This window comes from Microbacterium sp. 18062 (assembly GCF_902706225.1).
In the GTDB taxonomy this organism is placed as follows: Bacteria; Actinomycetota; Actinomycetes; order Actinomycetales; family Microbacteriaceae; genus Microbacterium.
Window position 1 is genome coordinate 1 of record NZ_CACSKB010000049.1, and the last position, 19,625, is coordinate 19,625.

19 protein-coding genes are annotated in these 19,625 nt (G+C 70.4%); 16 read left to right on the forward strand and 3 right to left on the reverse strand.

What is annotated here, in order from left to right:
• Nucleotides 1-175 precede the first annotated feature (175 nt).
• Nucleotides 176-1,312 carry a hypothetical protein gene (locus GVL03_RS15330; RefSeq protein WP_159501879.1) on the forward strand — a complete coding sequence of 379 codons (1,137 nt, stop codon included), beginning with the start codon at nt 176-178 and terminating at the stop codon, nt 1,310-1,312.
• The gene (locus tag GVL03_RS15335) at nt 1,243-1,833 is read left to right on the forward strand and encodes a hypothetical protein (RefSeq protein WP_159501880.1); all 591 of its coding nucleotides are present in this window, start codon (nt 1,243-1,245) and stop codon (nt 1,831-1,833) included. Before GVL03_RS15330 ends, GVL03_RS15335 begins: the two co-directional genes overlap by 70 nt.
• Nucleotides 1,834-1,874: 41 nt before the next feature.
• On the opposite strand, the gene GVL03_RS15340 is transcribed toward GVL03_RS15335, so the two are convergent.
• A complete protein-coding gene (locus tag GVL03_RS15340; RefSeq protein ID WP_159501881.1) occupies nt 1,875-2,021 on the reverse strand; it encodes a hypothetical protein in 147 nt (48 codons plus the stop codon).
• A 456-nt stretch (nt 2,022-2,477) separates the two neighbouring features.
• Between GVL03_RS15340 and GVL03_RS15345 the strand changes: the two genes are divergently transcribed.
• From GVL03_RS15345 to GVL03_RS15410, 14 genes are all read left to right on the forward strand, one after another.
• A complete protein-coding gene (locus GVL03_RS15345; protein ID WP_159501882.1) occupies nt 2,478-3,404 on the forward strand; it encodes an SDR family NAD(P)-dependent oxidoreductase in 927 nt (308 codons plus the stop codon).
• A 15-nt stretch (nt 3,405-3,419) separates the two neighbouring features.
• Complete coding sequence (locus GVL03_RS15350; RefSeq protein WP_159501883.1) at nt 3,420-4,280, forward strand: class II fructose-bisphosphate aldolase; 861 nt, start codon at nt 3,420-3,422, stop codon at nt 4,278-4,280.
• Between the two features lie 2 nt (nt 4,281-4,282).
• Nucleotides 4,283-5,080, forward strand: a complete 798-nt coding sequence (locus GVL03_RS15355) for an HAD-IA family hydrolase (protein WP_159501884.1) — start codon at nt 4,283-4,285, stop codon at nt 5,078-5,080.
• The gene (gene dhaL, locus GVL03_RS15360; RefSeq protein ID WP_159501885.1) at nt 5,077-5,745 is read left to right on the forward strand and encodes a dihydroxyacetone kinase subunit DhaL; all 669 of its coding nucleotides are present in this window, start codon (nt 5,077-5,079) and stop codon (nt 5,743-5,745) included. The genes GVL03_RS15355 and dhaL overlap by 4 nt, the downstream gene beginning before the upstream one ends.
• Nucleotides 5,746-5,788: 43 nt before the next feature.
• Nucleotides 5,789-6,784 carry a dihydroxyacetone kinase subunit DhaK gene (locus GVL03_RS15365; RefSeq protein WP_159501886.1) on the forward strand — a complete coding sequence of 332 codons (996 nt, stop codon included), beginning with the start codon at nt 5,789-5,791 and terminating at the stop codon, nt 6,782-6,784.
• A 146-nt stretch (nt 6,785-6,930) separates the two neighbouring features.
• A complete protein-coding gene (locus GVL03_RS15370) occupies nt 6,931-7,776 on the forward strand; it encodes an IclR family transcriptional regulator (RefSeq protein WP_200847194.1) in 846 nt (281 codons plus the stop codon).
• 128 nt (nt 7,777-7,904) lie between these two features.
• Nucleotides 7,905-9,005, forward strand: a complete 1,101-nt coding sequence (locus tag GVL03_RS15375; protein WP_159501887.1) for an ABC transporter substrate-binding protein — start codon at nt 7,905-7,907, stop codon at nt 9,003-9,005.
• 52 nt (nt 9,006-9,057) lie between these two features.
• The gene (locus GVL03_RS15380) at nt 9,058-9,906 is read left to right on the forward strand and encodes an ABC transporter ATP-binding protein (protein WP_159501888.1); all 849 of its coding nucleotides are present in this window, start codon (nt 9,058-9,060) and stop codon (nt 9,904-9,906) included.
• A gap of 1 nt (nt 9,907) precedes the next feature.
• Complete coding sequence (locus GVL03_RS15385; protein ID WP_159501889.1) at nt 9,908-10,702, forward strand: ABC transporter permease; 795 nt, start codon at nt 9,908-9,910, stop codon at nt 10,700-10,702.
• Nucleotides 10,703-10,705: 3 nt separating this feature from the next.
• On the forward strand, nt 10,706-12,448 hold the full coding sequence (locus GVL03_RS15390; protein ID WP_159501890.1) for a dihydroxy-acid dehydratase: 1,743 nt from the start codon (nt 10,706-10,708) through the stop codon (nt 12,446-12,448).
• The gene (locus GVL03_RS15395) at nt 12,433-13,725 is read left to right on the forward strand and encodes an FAD-dependent oxidoreductase (protein ID WP_159501891.1); all 1,293 of its coding nucleotides are present in this window, start codon (nt 12,433-12,435) and stop codon (nt 13,723-13,725) included. Before GVL03_RS15390 ends, GVL03_RS15395 begins: the two co-directional genes overlap by 16 nt.
• A 23-nt stretch (nt 13,726-13,748) precedes the next feature.
• Entirely contained in the window at nt 13,749-15,029 is a 1,281-nt protein-coding gene (locus GVL03_RS15400; RefSeq protein ID WP_159501892.1) for an aconitase X catalytic domain-containing protein, read from the forward strand.
• Nucleotides 15,029-15,463 (forward strand): aconitase X swivel domain-containing protein, encoded by a 435-nt coding sequence (locus GVL03_RS15405; protein ID WP_159501893.1) that lies wholly within the window; start codon nt 15,029-15,031, stop codon nt 15,461-15,463. Before GVL03_RS15400 ends, GVL03_RS15405 begins: the two co-directional genes overlap by 1 nt.
• Complete coding sequence (locus tag GVL03_RS15410) at nt 15,453-16,910, forward strand: aldehyde dehydrogenase family protein (protein WP_159501894.1); 1,458 nt, start codon at nt 15,453-15,455, stop codon at nt 16,908-16,910. Before GVL03_RS15405 ends, GVL03_RS15410 begins: the two co-directional genes overlap by 11 nt.
• Before the next feature lie 40 nt (nt 16,911-16,950).
• Here GVL03_RS15410 and GVL03_RS15415 read toward each other — a convergent pair whose 3' ends face one another.
• On the reverse strand, nt 16,951-18,054 hold the full coding sequence (locus GVL03_RS15415) for an NAD(P)-dependent alcohol dehydrogenase (protein WP_159501895.1): 1,104 nt from the start codon (nt 18,052-18,054) through the stop codon (nt 16,951-16,953).
• Nucleotides 18,051-19,547 (reverse strand): aldehyde dehydrogenase, encoded by a 1,497-nt coding sequence (locus GVL03_RS15420; RefSeq protein ID WP_159501896.1) that lies wholly within the window; start codon nt 19,545-19,547, stop codon nt 18,051-18,053. The genes GVL03_RS15415 and GVL03_RS15420 overlap by 4 nt, the downstream gene beginning before the upstream one ends.
• Between the last annotated feature and the right edge of the window lie 78 nt (nt 19,548-19,625).

Genomic DNA, 19,625 nt, shown 5'->3' on the forward strand with positions numbered 1-19,625 from the left:
TCCATGCGCAAACTCATCCACACCCTCCACGACCACGCAGAACCCGCCCGTCCCGAGCTCCACCTCACCGCCTGACCCCATCCATCACAGGAACAACCGAAGTGACACCACGCCACGGGACTTGACCGCGTCCTAGGGCACGACAGCAGCGATGGCGGCTCCACAAGACCCGATCGTGACCGATCCGTTGGGGAAGAGTGACACACCGGCGTATGAGCAGGTCGCGTTCGCCAACCCGGTGAGCCTGGCTTCAGCAACAACGGTTACTGAAGCAGGCGCTTTGCAGATCAAGGGCTATCACTTCGTGAGCGACTCGATCATCGGCGACTATTGGCTCGAAGGTGGTCTGAGCGTCAACGAATTCCTTAGTGAAGTCGAGCAGAAGACCGGCACAGCCCCAGAGGTGGTGGCGGCCTATGTCGACGGTGAGGCCTACGCTCAGCTGGAGGAGAAGGAATCGGCGCGCACGAGCAGGCTGCTGGGGGAGTCTCTCCCGTTCTTCGATGCGCCGGATGGTGACCCTTCCCGTGAAAGCTTCGCCTCAACGGACGCCGCGCTGCAACTCAACGCGCTGGCGGCGAATGAGACGTGGCAGCCCAATACCGCGGAAGCGATGATCACGCAGATGAGTTCGACCAACTTGGCGATTGAGGCGAAGTACTCTTGGTGCGGGCTGGATCCTTATGCTTCTCCAACGAAGATGGCGAAGCACTGGGGGATGGAATTCCAGTTCGACTTCTATACGCAGATGCGCCCGAATAACCCAACATCACCGCTTCCCATCGGGTACGGAGTCCGGCCCCACTGTGGAGCAACGACATCCTTGTATAAGGACTGGGCGGCGGCGTCGACACGGGAGTACAGCTGGTTCGCGTGGGTGATCGCCGGATCAGACCAGATCTACGCCCCGGGGAATCTCGGAATGTACGGTGATTTCAACGACCTCAGCGACCCGTGCAATGTCAGTACGATCGCGGTCGGGATGGCTCAGCCTCAGGTCATGCCCCACAGCGTCGCTGGCACCAACCACCTGTCGATCTACTACTACCCACTCAAGGGAGAGGATGCTTATAGCGTCGTTGGTGCGATCGTTCAGCCGGTCAGTCGTACGTGGTGTGAGCAGAATCCGAGCATGCCTTTGATGGACTGCATGGGTGTGGCACCTGGCGCCTACCCCGGACCCGGACCCACGTCGAGTCGCATGGTCCTCAACAACGCCAATGGGAGGGCGGCGCCGAACCTGTGCTGGTACTCGCCCGACTTCGGAACGACGCCGGCGCAATTCTGGGCATGCACGTCGGGAGATGTCTGATTCGTGCTCGCAGGCTGATCCAGCTCGTCCTCATCCGGACGGGCTGGATCAGCCTGTTCCTCGGACTGGGCATACCGTTCTCCGTCTCGCTGTACGCGATCTATCAGCTGCGGGATCCGCGGTGCACGACCGAGTTAGCGTGGACCGCGGCGCCACTGCTGTATACCTGCGGGCCGAGAACGCCGGAGGAGCTGTTCATTGGGTGGACAGGAACCGTCGTCTCCATCGCCTTGCTCGTGCTGGCGGCCGTCGTCGGCGCGACCGTGATGGTGAACGGGGCATCGTTGCCACCCCGTAGCGGGCCGCGTCGCGCGGGTTTCTTCCTCGCCACGACGACACTCGTCGTATTGCTGGCGATGGCGGCTGTTCTCGCCGGTGATCCCGATGGGCGCTGGAGCGCCGTCAACGCCTGGGTGTTCTTCGTATCGGGGACTGGTCTGCTCGTCTCCGTGATCGCCCTCGTGCTGCGCGCGGCGCTCAACCGCTGGATCCGCGGCGCCGTGCACAGTCCCGAGAGCTAGAGATCGATGCTCGCGTGTCGAGGTTGGCGCGGCCTGACAGTTCAGCCGCCCGTCGACATCCCGATGTGGGCGAAGCCCTCGCCCTTGTGCTTGATGACGTCGAGGTTCGGCACGCCCGCCGTGATGCGGTCGGAGACCGACGCGATCTCCTCGTACTCGTCGGGGCGGTAGACCCCCTGTACCGTCATCGCGGCACCGGGGATGGCCTCCTACGCCCGGGTGACGGACCGGACCAGGCGGTCCACCTCCTCGCGATCACCCCATAGGGCGGTGCGACAGGTGTCGGGTGCACCGCGACCGGGGGGGGGGCGTAGCTGTCGTCTCCGGGGACCCCGTACACGTCGCGAAGAGGTCACTCCCGGTTGGCGAGCAGCTCGTCGCCCGGGACGCCGGCGTCGTCCCGGGCGATGCGGATGAGCCGTTCGACGCTCTCGGGGGTGAGGGTCGGCGGTGCGATCGTCATGTCGTCGTCCTCGACCGTCCGGTGCGCGGCGGTGCGCCGTTGCGCACCGGTGGCCACGCGGCGTCCGGATCGACGCTCTCACCGTGAGATCGAGCGTCTCACAGTGAGACCGTCTCCCGGTCCGGGGATGGGGCACGCTGGACCCACGAGTGCCGCAGCGCCGCGAGTCATGGAGGACGTCGTGCAGGATTTCGATGGCAGGGTCGCGTTCATCACGGGCGGAGCGTCCGGCGTGGGGTTCGGCCAGGCGCAGGTGTTCGGCCGGCTCGGCTGCCGGATCGCGATCGCCGACGTGCGGCGCGAGCCGCTCGACGACGCCGTGCGCCGCCTGGCGGCCGAGGGCGTCGACGTGCACGGCGTGCAGCTCGACGTCCGCGACCGCGAGGCCTGGGCGCGCGCCGTCGACGAGGTGGAGGATCGCTTCGCAGGCCCCGTCACACTGCTGTTCAACACCGCCGGCGTCAACGGGTTCGGGCCCCTGGATGCGGCCACCTACGCCGATTTCGACTGGGTCATGGGCGTGAACTTCGGCGGCGTCGTGAACGGCATCCAGACCGTTCTGCCGCGCATGATCCGCGCCGGACGCGGCGGGCACATCGTGTCGGTCGCGTCGATGGCGGGGTTCGAGGGCAGTCCCGCAGCCGCCATCTACGCCGCGTCGAAGGCAGCCGTGATCAACCTCATGGAGAGCTACGCGCTCTCGCTCGGAGCGCACGGCATCGGCGCCTCGGTCCTGTGCCCGGCGAGCGTGCGCAGCGACATCGCGCACGCGCTCGACCGCCGCCCCGACGATCTCGCCGACGGCTCCAGCTTCCGCGCGGACCCGGGATTCGTCGCGGCTCAGCAGCGCCTGTACGAGGGCGGGATGGATCCCGTCGAGCTCGCCGAGCACGTGCGGCACGCGATCGAGCACGACCTGCTCTACGTGCTGCCGTTCGCCGAGACGCGCGAGGGGCTCCGCCGCCACTACGAGCAGATCCTCGCCGCCTACGACGACTACCGCACCGACCCGGATGCGGCTGCCGAGCGCCTGCGGGCGTTCGAGCAGTACCGGGCCGAGTCCGTCCGGCTGCGCGCGAGCGCGGCGGGCGGCGCCACCATCCGCTGACGAGAGAGAGCACCGATGCCCGTCCAGTCCCTGAAGGAGATCGTCGACCGTTCGTTCGCCGAGCGCTACGGCGTGCCGGCGATCAACGTCTTCAACGACCTCACGCTCGAGGCGGTCCTCGCCGGCGCGGTCGCCGCATCCTCGCCGGTCATCGTGCAGACCTCCGTGAAGACGGTCCGGAGCATCGGCGCCGGGCTCCTCGCGGCGATGTGGCAGGAGCTCACCCGAGACATCCCGGTGCCGGTCGCGCTGCACCTCGACCACTGTCCAGACCGGGCGGTCATCACGACGTGCCTCGAGCACGGCTGGAACTCGGTGCTCTTCGACGCCTCCGAGCTGCCGGTGGCGGAGAACCAGCGCCAGACCATCGAGGTCGTCGCCGAGGCCCGCCGGTACGGTGCGCACGTCGAGGGCGAGATCGAGTCGATCACCGGGGTCGAGGACGACCACGGCTCCGACGAGGAATCCGCGCGGCAGAGCCTCGAGGTGCAGCTCGGGTTCCTCCGCGAGACCGGGGTGGACGTCTTCGCCCCGGCGATCGGCAACGCGCACGGCAGCTACAAGACGACGCCCGTGCTCGACGGCGAGCGGATCAGTCAGATCGTCGCGGCGCATCCCGTGCCCATCGCCCTCCACGGCGGCAGCGGCCTGAGCGACGAGCAGTTCCGCGACCTGATCGCGCGTGGCTGCGCGAAGGTCAACATCTCCACGGCGCTCAAGGAGCGCTTCATGCAGAGCGAGCTCGCGTTCCTCGAGGACGCGCGCACGCAGGAAAAGTGGGACCCGCCGTCGCTCTTCCGCAGCACTCGCGACGACGTGATCGAACTCGTCGTCGGCTTCGCCGAGGTCTTCGGCAGCGCCGGCAAGGCGGGCTGAGCATGCCCGCGCTGATCTTCGACTGCGACGGAGTGCTCGCCGACACCGAGATGTTCGGCCACCTGCCCGCGTTCAACCAGACGTTCCGCGAGTTCGGCGTGCCCGTGGAATGGTCGGTCGCCGAGTACGGCGAGAAGGTGCGGATCGGCGGCGGCAAGGAGCGGATGCGGAGCGAGTTCACGCCCGCGCTCGCGGCGCGCTGGCCGGACCACCCTCGGGACGACGCGGCGCTCGACGAGCTCATCGCCGCGATGCACCGCCGCAAGACCGAGATCTACACGCGGACCATCGACGAGGGCAGGATCGACCCGCGTCCCGGTGTCGCGCGGGTCGCGGCGGAGGCTGCGGCATCCGGATGGCGCCTCGCCGTCGCCTCCACGTCGGCCGAGCCGTCGGTGCGCGCGGTGCTGCGGCGGGCGGTGGGCGACGACCTCGCCGCCGCGTTCTCCGTCTACGCCGGCGACATCGTGCCGCGCAAGAAGCCGGCCCCTGACATCTATCTGCACGCGCTAGCCGATCTCGGCGTCGGGCCCGGGGACGCGGTCGTCGTCGAGGACAGCGGCATCGGCCTCCGTGCCGCCCGTGCGGCCGGCATCGCGACGATCGTGACGGTGAGCGCGTACACGGCGGACGAGGACTTCGCCGGCGCGGCGCTCGTGCTGTCGAGCCTCGGCGAGCCGGCCGAGCCGGCCCGGGTGCTCGCGGCGGACGGCGGGACGGAGCCGTCGGGCGAGATCGGTCTGGCCGACGTGGAGGCGGTGCGCATCGCGCGCGCCGCGGAGAACCGGGAGGAATCGTGACAGGCAGTTCGGTGGACACCGTCCGCTTCGTGGTGCGCTCGATCGCCACGACGGCGGTCGAGAACGAGGACTATTTCGGCGAGCTCGACGCGGTCGTCGGCGACGGCGACTTCGGCTTCTCGCTGGCGCGCGGTTTCGAGAAGGTGCTGGAGGACATCGACGACTATCCCGACGACACCGCATCCGCCCTGCTGCAGGCCGCGGCCATGACGATCTCGAGCCGGGTCGGCGGCACGTCCGGCCCGATCTGGGGGACGGGGTTCCTCCGGGCGTCGCTCTCGTTGCGCGACACCGACGAGATCGATCTGGCCGCGGTGGTGGCGCTGCTGCGCGCGGCGGCCGAGGGCATCCAGGCGCGTGGCAAGGCTCAGCTCGGCGACAAGACGCTGCTGGACGCCCTGATCCCCGCGACGGATGCGCTCGCCGCCGCGGACGCGGAGGGCGAGGCGGACTCGTCGGCGCTCGTCGCACGGTTCGCCGCGGCGACCCGGGAGTCCGCCGAGGCGACGAGCTCGCTCCGGGCGATGCGGGGGCGGGCGAGCTACAGCGGGGAGCGCAGCATCGGATCCCCGGATGCGGGTGCCGTCGCGCTCGCCGTGATCGCCGAGCGGCTGGCCGAGCAGTGGCCCCAGCGCCCCGGCGCCGAGAACCCCGACGCGGGCTGAACGCCCGCGCTCCCCCCAGGACGAGAAGGAAGGAACGCACCTCATGAAGAAGTTCGTCGACGACCCCAAGGACTTCGTCCCGCAGATGCTCCGGGGGCTGGCACTGGCCAACCCCGACACGCTCCGGTACGTGCCCGAGTACAACCTCATCCACCGCGCCGACGCGCCGAGCGACGACCGGGTGACGGTGATCCAGGGCTCGGGGTCCGGTCACGAGCCTGCGCACGTCATGACGGTCGGGCCCGGGATGCTGACTGCCGCGTGCCCGGGCGACGTGTTCGCCGCTCCCCCGGTCGAATACGTCTACGAGACGATCAAGCGGCTGGCGTCCGCGAAGGGGGTGCTGCTGATCGTCAACAACTACACCGGCGACCGGATGGCGTTCGAGATGGCGCAGGAGCTGGGCTCGGCGGAGGGGATCGAGGTGCGCACGCTCTTCGTGGACGACGACGTCGCGGTGCAGGACTCGCTGTACACGGTGGGGCGCCGGGGCGTCGCGGGCAACTTCTTCGTGATGAAGGCGGTGGGCGCGGCGGCCGAGGCCGGCGCCGACCTCGACGAGCTGGTGCGCATCGGAGAGAAGGTCAACGCGGCCACGCGCACGATGGGTCTGGCCCTCACCGCCTGCACGCCGCCGGCCAAGGGCTCGCCGCTGTTCGAGCTGGAGGCCGACAAGATCGAGTTCGGGGTCGGCATCCACGGCGAGCCGGGGCGCAAGCGCGTCGAGGTCGGCAGCGCGACCGAGATGGTGACCGCGCTCGTCGACGCCGTCGCGGCGGATCTCGAGGTCGTCCAGGGCGACCGGCTCGCCCTGATGGCCAACGGCCTGGGCGGCACTCCGATCAGCGAGCTGTATCTCGCGTACGGCATCGCGCACGAGCTGCTGACCGGCCGCGGCGCGGCGATCGAGCGCAGCTACGTGGGCGAGTACTGCACGTCGCTCGACATGGCCGGGCTCTCGGTCACGATCGTGCGCCTCGACGACGAGATCGCCGGGCTCCTGGCCGCACCCGCCGAGATCGCCGTCCGCGTCTTCTGACGCTCGGCCTCGGCCCGGGCGTCACGGCCCGCGAGACTGCACGTGCGCACCGAGACCGAGGGGAATCCCCGCTGTCTCGGCGCCCCGGCGCAGTCTCGCGGTCCACAGCACCGGACACCCGACCCGGGGCGGATGGAGTCGCCGTCGTGAGCGTCGAGGACACGGATGTCGAAGGCGGGGGTGTCGGGGGCGCCGCGCCAGGGGCGGTGCCGGCCGGTGAGCCGGCACGCCGAGACTCGACGTCCACGGTCGGACGTGCGCTCGGCATCATCGCCACGTTCCGAGAGGGGCGGGCGACGCAGAGTCTCTCCGAGATGAGCAGGCACGCCGATCTGCCGTTGACGACGACGCATCGGATCGTGGTCGAGCTGCTGGCGTGGGGCGCTCTCGAGCGGACCTCGCACGGGCGCTATCGGATCGGGCTGCGGTTGTGGGAGGTGGCCTCGCTCGCCCCGCGCTCGGTCGCACTGCAGGCGGTGGCCCGTCCGTACATGCACGACCTCTACGAGATCACCCACTACAGCGTGCATCTCGCCGTCCGCGAGAGTTTCGACGCGGTGTTCGTCGAGTGCTTCCGCAGCCCCGACGAGACCTCTTCGCGGCCTCGGATCGGAAGCCGCTACGCGCTGCACGCGACGGCGGTCGGGCAGGTGCTGCTGGCGCACGCGCCCGACGACGTGAGGGAGGAGGTCCTCTCCGGCGAGCTGCGCCCGTTCACCTCGAACACCTACTCCTCACGTGCCGAGCTGCAGCCCGCGCTCGACGAGATCGCGCGGCAGGGCTACGCGATCAGCGATCGGCAGATCCGTCCCGAGCTCGTCTCGGTCGCCGCCCCGATCGCCCAGCCGTCCGGCTCGGTCGTCGGTGCGCTGTCGTTGATCCTTCCGTACGAGCGGGCCGACGGCACCCACATGGTGCACCTCGTCCGATCGACCGCCCGCGCGATCTCCCGGGCGCTCGGCCGGCAGCATCTCACGCTCGACGAGGACTGACGCGGCGAACGGCCTCGCAGACGACCCTTCCGATATCCGGAAAGAAGGATGGGGAATGCCCGCGCCGGATGCGAGTCTTCCGCTGTACCCGCGCGATGGAGCGTGGGATGCCCGCGAAGGAGACGATGATGCCCCTCACCCAGATCCATTCGAGCACCGCTGCCCATCTCGATCACCGACCCGCTCGAGGCAGGCGCCGGTTGACACGGCTCGCCGTCGCCGCCGTCGCCGCGCTCGCGCTCGCCGGGTGCGCCACCCAGCCCGCGGGCTCGTCGTCGGCCGCCGACGGCGACCTCGAGCCCTTCACCTTTCTCAGCTACCTGACCCTCGACTCGTTGTCGATGGCGCCGGAGATGTTCGCGGACGCACACGGGCTCTTCGAGGCACAGGGTCTCGACGTCACGCTCCAGCCCGTCAAGGGCTCGCCGGTGGCGATGCAGGGAGTCCTCGGCGGCATCGCACCGCTCACCCGCGTGGGCGGCATCGACCTGCTGACCGCCGCGGCCGACGGCCAGCCGCTGGTGAACGTCGGAACGCTCGTGCGTCAGCCGGGCATCCGCATCATCTCCTCTGACACTGACCCGCTCGAGACGGCCGAGGACTTCGTAGACAAGACGGTCGGGGTCCCCTCCGAGGGCGGTACGAGCGACAAGACGATCACCCTCAGCCTGAGCGGCGCCGGGGTGGATCCCGCATCCGTCGGGCGACAGGTCGTCGGCCTCACTCCGGCGACGTTCGCGCTCGTGCAGCAGGGCCAGCTCGCCGGCTACGTCGTGAGCATCGACACCGCCGAGATCGTGAAGTCCCAGAACGCCGACGCCATCTCGCTGAACCCCGGAGACCTCTCGCCGTCCAAGGCCGACACCCAGATCTACGTGACGACGCCGGAGCACATCGAGACCCACGGCGAGAGCATCTCGAAGTACCTCGCCGCCATCGAGGAGGCCGTGCAGTTCATCGTCGACGACGAGGTCAACGGCTTCGGCAACGTCATCGAGATCCTGCGCTCCAAGTACGACTTCGCCACCCTGAACGACGACGCGATCGCGGAGGCCGCGCTGGCCCAGTTCGTCGAGGGATGGACCGACGGCGGGGCGAACACCGACCTGCTCACCACCGACGAGACGGACTGGGTCGCGGGCTATGAGCAGATGGTCGCCGCCGAGATGATCCCCGGCGGCGAGGACGCCGCCTCCTGGATGACCAACGAGCTGCTGCCGGCCCGGTGACCGCGAGCCGCCGAATCCGACACGACGAGATCCGACACGACGAGGTGAGGAGATGACAACCGTGCAGACGCAGCCGCCATCGAGGACGCAGGAGAACGTCGGCCAGGACGGGCGCACCGGGGGCGACCTCCTGACGCTCCGCGACGTCTGCCGCGACTTCACCACGAAGTCCGGCGTGACGCACGCCGTGTCGCACGTCGACCTCACGATCCAGGACGGGGAGTTCGTGGCCCTGATCGGCAGGTCGGGGTGCGGCAAGACCACCATCCTCCGGATGATCGCGGGACTGCTGACCCCCACCTCCGGGAGGATCGAGATCGACGGACGCTCGCTGTGGCAGGGCGGGCGCGTCGACTCCTCGGTCATCCGCAAGCTGGGCGTCGTGTTCCAGGAGGCGAACCTGTTCCCCTGGTACTCGGTGCTCGAGAACATCGCGCTCCCCCTGCGGCTGTGTGGGATGAGCACCAAGCAGTGCCACGCACGCGCGGCGGAGCTCGCCGGACTGGTCGGGCTGAAGGGCTTCGAGCGCTCGTATCCGCGCGAGCTCTCCGGCGGGATGCGGCAGCGCGCGTCCATCGCGCGCGCACTGAGCTGCGACCCCGAGCTGCTGCTCATGGACGAGCCCTTCGGCGCCCTCGACGCACTCACCCGCGAGCACATGAACATCGAGCTGCAGCGCATCGCGCTGGAGACGAAGGCGACCGTGGTGTTCGTCACGCACGACATCCCGGAGGCGGTCTTCCTCGCCGACCGGGTCGTGCACCTGACGCCTCGTCCCGGCCGCATCAAGCAGATCATGGCGATCGACATGCCGAAGCCGCGCGGCATCGACGTGCAGACCGCCCCCGAGTTCGGCGAGATCATCCGCCGGCTGCGCATCGACCTCAACCAGGAGGCCTGAGATGACCCGCGAGAAGCTCGTCAAGATCCTTCCGTGGGTCACGACCCCGCTGCTGCTGATCGTGCTGCTGGTCGTCTGGCAGGTTACCGTGACGGCGCTGGAGGTGAACCCTCTCATCCTGCCCTCGCCGGCGCAGATCTGGGACGCGCTCCTGCGGGTGGTCGCTCAGCCCGCGACCTGGGCCAACACGTGGATCACCGTCACGGAGACGGTCGTCGGCTTCCTCATCGCCCTGGTGCTGGGTGTCGTGGTCGGCGTCTTCTTCGGCAAGATCCCGCTCCTCGAGATCAGTCTGCGGCCCTTGATCATCGTCTCCCAGGTCGTTCCGAAGGTCGCCCTCATCCCCCTGTTCGTCATCTGGTTCGGATTCGGGATGACGTCGAAGATCATCATGGCGGCGCTGCTGGCGTTCTTCCCCATCATGCTGAACGTCCTGCTGGGCGTGCGCTCGATCGAGGCGGGCCAGCGGGAGGTGATGCGGAGCCTGAACGCGTCGAGATGGCAGACGTTCCGGCGCTTGGAGTTCAAGAGCGTGCTGCCCTACATCTTCGCGGGCATGGAGATCGGCATCGTGATGGCGATCATCGGCACGATCGTGGGCGAGTACCTCGGCGGCAACGAAGGCCTCGGCTACATGGTCGTGACCACGCTGAACGCGCTCGACTCGCCGGCGCTGTTCGCCGTGATCGCGCTGCTGTCCGCCCTGGGCCTCGCGCTCTACTTCATCGTCGCGAGCCTGAAACGGTTCGTCATCCCGTGGCACGAGTCCGTGTACGGACAGCGGAACGTGGGCTAGGCCGTGGACCTGCGCAGCAACCACCCCGTGGGCAGCCCCCGATGGGCGACCCGCCGAGCCCAATGGCGCGTCCTCGGCGTGCGTCCGGACGACCTCGAGAGGCCGAAGATCGCGATCGTCAACTCCTCGTCGGGGCTCGCGCCGTGCTTCAGCCATCTCGATCCGATCGCACAGCACGTCAAGGACGCGATCTATGCCGCGGGCGGCCTCGGCTTCGAGATCCGGACCGTGGCCCCGACCGACTTCATCATGGCCGCCGGCCGCGGGGGCGGCTATGTGCTGTCGTCCCGCGATCTGCTCGCCGACGACATCGAGGCCGTCGTCGAGGGCGCTCAGCTCGACGGCATGGTGTGCCTCGCCTCGTGCGACAAGACGACGCCCGGACAGCTGATGGCCGCCGCCCGTCTCGATGTGCCGACCGTCGTGGTCTCGTGCGGCTACCAGTCCTGCGGCATCCTCGACTCCGGCGAACGGGCCGACATCGAGGAGGTCTTCATCCGGGCCGGGCACGTGGCCCGCGGCGGGACGAGCGTCGAGGGGTTGTGCGACCTCGCCGATCGCGCCATCCAGGGCCCGGGGGTGTGCACCGGGATGGGCACCGCGAACTCGATGCACATCATGGCCGAGGCGCTCGGCATGGCGCTTCCCGGCAGCACCCCGGTGCGTGCCGACAGCGAGCGCATGTGGGATGCGGCGCGCGAGGCCGGCCGAGCGATCGTCGAGCTCATCGCCCGTGATCTCCGCCCGCGCGACATCATGACGCCGGCCGCGTTCCAGAACGCGGCGCACGCGTTGATCGCCGTGAGCGGCTCGATCAACTGCGTCAAGCATCTCCGGGCGATCGCGCGCGAGGGCGAGGTGGACGTCGACTTCGGTCGCTGCATGGACATCGCGGCCGACTCCTCCCGAGCGCTGGCCGCCGTGCGCCCCAACGGGGAGGACACCATCGAGGACTTCGAGGACTCCGGCGGGGCGCTCGGCGTCCTGGCCGCGCTCGGGGCGAACATCGACGGTTCCGTCGCCACGGTCTCGGGCGGCACGCTCGGCGAGGCCGTGGCCGCTTTCCGTGCGCCTCCGGACAGCATCATCGCTCCGCTCGACGGGGCCGGGGAGGGCAGCGCCACCATCCTCATCCTCCGCGGCTCCCTCGCGCCGACGGGCGGCATCGTCAAGCTCTCCGTCTCCGAGGAACGCCCCTCGTCCTTCCGGGGGCCGGCGCGGGTGTTCGGCTCCGCCGTCGACGCGATCGACGCTCTCGACGCGGGGGAGGTGCGCCGGGGCGAGGTGCTCGTGCTGCGCGGACTCGGACCCGTCGGCATGCCCGGGATGGGGATGGCCTCCAACGTCGTGTTCGCCGCGAACGGCGCGGGACTCACGGAGCACATCGCGGTCGTCACCGACGGGCAGCTGTCCGGCCTCGTGAACAAGGGGATCGTCGTGGGGGAGATCACCCCGGAGGCGGCGCTGGGCGGTCCGCTCGATGTGGTGGAGACGGGCGATGTGATCGAGATCGACATCGGCCGGCGCTCGATCGACCTGCGGGTGCCCGGGGAGGTCCTCGAGACCCGTCGGCGCCACGCCTCGCCCACCGGGACCGCGCCGGGTCCCGGCTGGCTGTCGTTGTACGCGAGTGCCGTCGAGGACCTCGCGCTCGGCGCCGTCGTCAGGCCCGCCGCCCGCCGCCGCATCCACCCCACCGCGGTCGCCCGCGTCGAGACCGAGGACGTCGCATGCCGCATCCCCTGACCCCGTTGCGGGTCGACACCGTCGTGAAGCCGGGCAGCGGCGCGGTCGAGCGTGTCGACGCGGACATCTGCGTCGTCGGCGCAGGGATCGCCGGGATCCAGGCCGCTCTCGAGGCGCGGCGCCTCGGACGCCGCGTCGTGCTGGTCGATGCGCTGCCCGTGCTCGGCGGCCAGTGCGTGAACTCGCTGATCGGGTTGTTCTGCGGCGTCTACGGGAACGGACCCGAGTATCGGCAGCTCACCCACGGGATCTTCGACGCGATGTTCGCGGACCTCGGCGCGAGCGGCGACATCCACGTGAACGTGAGCCGTACCAAGACCGTCAGCTACGACGAGGTGGTGCTCGGCCGGTGGATCGAGCAGCGTGTGCACGAGAGCGGCGTGCAGCCCGTCCTCGGCGCGAGCCTGTTCCAGGTCCGGCGCGAGGCGGGGAGGATCCTCTCGGCCACGTTCGCGACCCGCCACGGGCTCGTGGAGGTGACCGCCGCGGGCTTCGTGGACGCGAGCGGCGACGCCGCTCTCACCTGGGAGGCGGGGCTCGCCTGCCGGGTCCCCGAGCGCACGGTGTGGGGCTCCCAGCAGATCCGGATCGAGGGGATCGACGAGACGGCGATGCCGGATGCAGCCGACCTCGTCGAGCGCGTCGACGCGAAGGCCGACGAGTACGGGCTGGTGCGCCGGGACGGCCTCGCGTTCGTCTACCCGGGACGCCACACCGCGGTGATGAACATGACGCACGTCGAGGCGCCCCTGAGCGCCGTCGCGGCGTCGCGCGCGCAGCTGGAGGGGCGCGACCAGGCCGACCGCGTCGTGCGCTTCCTGCGTCGGGAGTTCCCCGCGGCGTTCGGCGACGCACGGGTGCGCGCGTACGGCTTTCCCGGGCGGCGGCAGACGCGCTGGATCGCCTCGGAGCACATGCTGACCGTCGACGAGGTGCGTTCCGGACGCCGGTTCGAGGACGCCGTCGCTCGGACGGCATGGCCGATCGAGCTGCACGATCGACCCGAGGGGTACGTGTGGGAGACCTTCGGACCCGAGCACGTGCACTACGTGCCTCTGCGGAGCATGATCCCCCGGGGCTCCGACAACGTCGTGGCCGCGGGGCGGTGCGTGGACGGCGACGCCGCCGCGCTGTCGAGCGTGCGGGTGATGGGTGCCTGCGCGGCGATGGGCTTCGCGGCGGCGCATGTCCTCGACATGGCCGGCGACTCCCGTGCGGCCGATGTCGATCCTGCCGAGCTCGCGGACCGCGTCCGTGAGAACGTCGGCGACGAATGAGACGGTGAACGAGGGAGCGGGAAATGAGACTGACCGACGAAGAGAAGTCGATGCGCGACGGGGCGGAAGGCCCCGCGGTCGCTGCGGCGATGGACCTGCTCGTCCGCTACGGGGAGGCCCTCGGTGCCGAGCGGCTCTGCGACACCCGCAACGTCGCGGGCACGATGACGCAGCCCTCGCCGGTCAAGGCCCGCCTGGTCGAGGAGGGCGGATGGGCGAAGTCCTTCTCGGTGATCAACCTCGACAGCGACGACGACATCGAGATCCCGCGCATGAAGGTGCCGATGTGTCAGCTCCAGCACGGCTTCAGCGCAGATGTCCGGGGGCACGCGCCGTACCCGGAGGCGTCGATCGTGCTCCAGGACGACGCGGAATCCTATTTCAGCGACCGCGGCGTCAACATCCTGGCGACCTGCACCCCGTACCAGGTGGGCAACCTGCCGGTGCGGGGCGAGCACTGCGCCTGGATGGAGTCCTCCGCCGTCGTCTACTGCAACTCGGTGCTGGGTGCGCGGACGAACTGCGAGGGCACCGCCTCGACGGGTGCCGCCGGCCTCACCGGAAAGATCCCTTACTGGGGCAACCACATCCCGGAGAACCGCATCGGCACCCGTCTCGTCGAGGCTCGGGTGGATGTCGACGGTTTCCAGGACTGGGGGATGTTCGGCTACTTCGTCGGTGATGCGGTGCAGGAGGAGCGCCCGGTCATCTCCGGGCGCTGGGCGCGACCCGATCTGACCGACCTCAAGCACTTCGGGGCGGCGACCGCGACGGCCGGCGGCGTCGAGATCTTCCACATCCCGGGCCTCACGCCGGAGGCGGTCAGCCTCGAGGGCGCCTTCGGCGGGCGTCCTGTGCCCGAGCCCATCGTCTATGGGGAGAGGGAGCGCCGACAGGTCTACGAGACGCTCAACAGCCAGGGTTCCTCCACCGATGTCGACTTCGTCCTGCTGGGATGCCCGCACGCCTCCGTCGATCAGATCGCCCGAGCCGCACGCGCGCTCGAGGGCAGACGGATCAAGGACGGCGTGGAGCTGTGGATCATGACGCCGAGGGCGCTGCGCAGCGTGGCCGACCGGAACGGCTACACCGAGACCATCCAGCGGGCCGGCGGTCAGCTGCTCACCGACTCCTGCCCGGCGATGTCACGCGTCGCCCCTCCGGGCACGCGCGTGTTCGCGAGCGACTCCGCCAAGCAGGTGCACTACCTGCCGGCGATCCTCGGCATCGAGGGCTGGTTCGGCACCCTCGAGGAATGCGTCGACGCGGCCATCACCGGCACCTGGCGGGGTGAGCTGGCGTGATGATCGAGCTGCGGGGCCGCGGCATCGTGCCCGGGGTCGTGGAGGGCGAGGCGCTCGTCTCCCACGAGACGATCTCGGGATGGGGCGGCATCGATCCCGCCAGCGGCACGATCATCGAGCGACGCCATGAGCTCGTGGGCGTGTGCTTCACGGGGAAGGTCCTGGTCTTCCCCGGTGCGAAGGGCTCGTCGGGCTGGTCGGGCTTCTTCCAGAGCACGCGGCTCATGGGCACGGCGCCGCTGGCGATGGTGTTCACCGCCATGACGACGAAGGCGGTGCTGGGCGCGGTCGTCATACGGGTGCCCACGGTCTCCGAGTTCGAGCAGGATCCGGTGGTGGTCATCCGCACCGGCGATCTGGTGCGCGTGGACGGCGACCGGGGGACGGTGACCGTGATGGAGCGCGCGGACGGAGGAGAGGCACATGGCGGCTGAGGCGCAGGTCCCTGCAGCCGGGCCCGCGAACCCGCTCCTCATCGGCGGCGACTGGGTCGCGTCCACCGGTGACGGCGCGCTCGTCGTCACCGACCCGTTCACGGGCGGCGTCGTCGGATCGGCGCCCCGCGGCACGGCGGCCGACGTCGACCGCGCCGTGGCCGCCGCCCGTCGGGCGTTCATCGCGGGCGACTGGGTCGCCGCATCCGCCGCCCGCCGTGCCGAGCACCTCCGTGCACTCGCCGATGCGTGGGAGCGCCGGGGTGACGAGCTCGCCGAGCTGGTCACGAGCGAGATGGGGCAGCACGCGGCGCTCTCGCTCGGCAACGCGGTGGGCCCGCCCCGCGTGCTGCGGTACTACGCCGAGCTCGCCGACCGTCTGGTCGAGGAGGAGGTGCGGCCCAAGCTCCTGTCGGACTCCGCCACGATCGTGCGGCGAGAGCCCGTGGGCGTGGTCGGGATGATCATCCCCTGGAACTACCCGCTCTCGCTGCTCGTATCGAAGCTCGCCCCCGCTCTGGCGGCGGGCTGCACGGCGGTCGTGAAACCCGCGGAGGAGACGCCGCTCTCGGCGCTCCTGGTCGGAGAGCTCTGCATCGAGGCGGGTTTTCCCCCAGGGGTCGTGAACGTCGTCACAGGCGGTCGGCAGACGGGCGCCGAGCTGGTGGCGCATCGCGGCGTCGACAAGATCGCCTTCACCGGGTCCACGGAGGCAGGCCGGGCGATCGCGCGCGAGTGCGCGGAGCGGCTCCGCCCCGTCTCGCTCGAGCTCGGGGGGAAGTCGGCGGCCGTCGTGCTGTCGGACGCCGACCCCGCCCAGGTCGTCCCGCATCTGAGGATGCGCTCGTTCGCCAACGCGGGGCAGACCTGCTTCCTCCTCTCCCGGGTCCTCGTCCCCCGCGACCGGCTCGAGGAGTACGTCGCCGCGCTGACGGATGCGGCGGAGTCGATCCGCGTGGGCGACCCGCGCCATCCCGACACGGAGATGGGTCCGCTCGTCTCGGAACGGATCCGCGCGCGGGTGGCGGCTCTCGTCGACGAGGCCCGACGCGAGGGCGCCGACATCCGCACCGGCGGCGCGTACGCGAACGGACCGGGGCACGGGTACCTCCCCACGGTCATCACGGGCGTCGACCCCTCGAGCCGGATCGCCCAGGAGGAGGTGTTCGGCCCGGTCGTGGTCGTGCTCGGCCATGACGGCGAGGAGGATGCGCTGCGCATCGCGAACGACTCGCGCTACGGGCTGGGCGGGGCGGTCTTCAGCGCGGACGAGGCGCGCGCGATCGCGTTCGCGCGCCGGATGGAGACGGGAACCGTCGGCATCAACTCCTACAGCCCCGACCTCACCGCCCCCTTCGGCGGGTACAAGGACTCCGGCATGGGCCGGGAGAACGGCCCGGAGGCACTCGACCAGTACCGCATGTACAAGTCGATCTACCTGCCGTAGCCCCCGCCCCGGTCGCCGCTCCCTTTCGGAGGGAGACGCATCAGTAGACGATCACGGGCTTGACGGTCACGCCGTGGTGCATGTCGTCGGCGGCCTGCTGGATGTCCTCGAGCGCATAGCGCCGCTGGAGCCTCTCCAGGGGGAGGCCGCCTGTCGCGTGCAGGGCCACGAGCTCGGGGATGAGCGTCTGCGGATCGGTGTCGCCCATCGTCACCCCGCGCAGCACCTTGCCGGTGAGGATCCCCTGGATGTCGACCGGGATCTCGGTGCCGGGCGGGGGAGCCCCGCACACGAGCACCGTGCCGCGGACGGCCGCGGCGTCGAGGGCCCCGCGCGCGACGGCCGGGCTGCCGGTCGTGTCGAAGCTCTTGTCCACGCCGTGGCCGCCGGTGATCTCCGCCAGCCGCTCCGCGACGTTCTCGGTGCTCGCATCGATCGTGTCGGTCGCACCGAGCTCGCGGGCGAGGTCCAGCCGCGCGGCCACGAGATCGATCGCGATCAGTCGGGCCGGCCGGCGGGATGCGGCGGCGATCACGCCCGAGAGCCCGACCGCGCCGCTCCCGTACACGGCGACGACGTCGCCCGGCCCCGGGTCGAGCACGTTCCGCACCGATCCGAAGCCGGTGAGCACGCCGCAGCCGAGCGGCGCGAGCGTCGCGAGGTCCGCATCGTCGGCGACCCGCACGAGGGACCGCACGTCGGCGATCGCGTACTCGCCGAACGACGACTGCCCGAAGAAGTGCGCTGCGACCGGCTCACCGTCGCGGGTGATGCCGCCGGAGTCGTCCGTGCGGAGCCCGCCGAGCAGGTTCCGGGGCAGCCAGGTGTCGCAGTAGGCGGGATGCGCCTGCGCACACGCGTCGCATCCCCCGCAGGAGGTGAAGCTCATGAGCACGTGGTCCCTCGGCGCGACGGCCGTGACACCCGGTCCGACCGCCTCGACGACGCCCGCGCCCTCGTGCCCGATGACGCCGGGCGAGGGGAACGGGATGCCGCCGGCCAGCACGCCGAGATCGGTGTGGCACAGCCCCGACGCCACGAGGCGCACGAGCGCCTCGCCCGTGCCCGGTGCGGCGAGCTCCACCGTCTCGACCGAGAGCGGCGTGCCGGGCGCGTTCAGGACGGCGGCGCGCGCCGCGGTCACCGGCCCGCGCCCTCGTCGAGGTTGAAGACGATCGACTTCGTGCGCAGGTACGACTCGAGCGCCTCCGGACCGTACTCCCGACCGAAGCCGGACTGCCCCACGCCGCCGAACGGCACCGACGGGTCGAGCAGAGCCCACCCGTTCACCCAGGTGATCCCGGCGTCGAGCTTCGCGGCGACGCGGTGCGCCTTGGCGAGGTTGGTGGTCTGGATGCCGGATGCCAGGCCGTAGGGGGTCGAGTTCGCGAGCGCGACGGCCTCCTCCTCGGTGTCGAAGGCCTGCACGGTGAGCACCGGGCCGAAGACCTCCTGCGCGACGGCGGGGTTGTCGTTCTCGACATCGGCGAGCACGGTCGGGGCGTAGAAGAAGCCCCCGTCGAGGTCGACGGGGTGACCGCCCGTCACGACGCGGGCCCCCGCATCCGTCGCCTGTCGCACGAGGTCCGCGACCTTGTCGAGCTGCTTCTGCGACGCGAGCGGGCCGATGACCGTGTCGGGGGCGGTGATGTCGCCGAAGGGCACGCCCGGAACCGCCTGCTCGAGGATGCCGAGGACGGTCTCGTACAGCGGACGCTCGACGAGCAGCCGCGGCCCCGCCATGCAGAACTGGCCGGCGTTGAAGACGAAGGCCGGGATGATCGCGCCGATCGCCTGGTCGAGGTCGGCGTCGGCGAACACGATGTTCGCCGCGTTGCCGCCGAGCTCGGCGGTGACCGGCCGCAGGGCGCGGCCGGCGAGCTCCGCGACGTGCGCCCCCACCTCGGTCGACCCGGTGAAGGCGACCTTGTCGACGTCGGGGTGTGTGACCAGCCGGTCGCCGAGATCGGCGCCCGAGCCGGTGACGACGTTGAAGACGCCGTCGGGGACGCCCGCCTCCTGCAGGATCTCCGCGATGAGCAGGGCCGAGAGGGGGGTGTCCGAGGCCGGCTTGTGCACGACGGTGTTGCCGGCGATCAGCGCCGTCGCGATCTTCGTCGACGACAGGATCAGCGGGAAGTTGAACGGCGTGATCGCCGCGACGACCCCCAGGGGCTCGCGCCGCACGTAGGCGTGCGTGTTGCCGGGGGTCTCGCGCACCGATCCGTCGAGGTGCTGTCCGAGGCTCGCGGCGTACTCGTACTGCAGCGCCGAGTGCTCGACGTCGACGACGCGCGCGAGCGTGATCGGCTTGCCGACGTCCTGGCTCTCCGCCTGGGCGAGCTCCTCGGTGTGGGCGCGGATCAGATCGTGCGCCTTCCGCAGGATGCGGGACCGCTCCCGGCCGGAGAGTCCCGACCACACGCCCGAGTCGAACGCGGCGCGCGCGGCGGCGACGGCCGCGTCGACATCTGCGAGCGTCGCCTTCGCGACCTGGGTCAGGACGGCGCCGGTGGCCGGGGCGACGACGTCCGTGCGGGCGCCGTCCGATGCGTCGCGCCAGGCGCCGCCGATGAACAGGCGACCGGGGGAGAGCGCATCGGGGAGTGCGGGGGCTGCGGTGTCTGCGATCGTCATGATCGTTTCCTCTCGGTTCTCTTCTTTGAGATCTGCCGGGCCGCGCTCGGGCGGCGGTCCGCGCTCGGGTCGCGCATC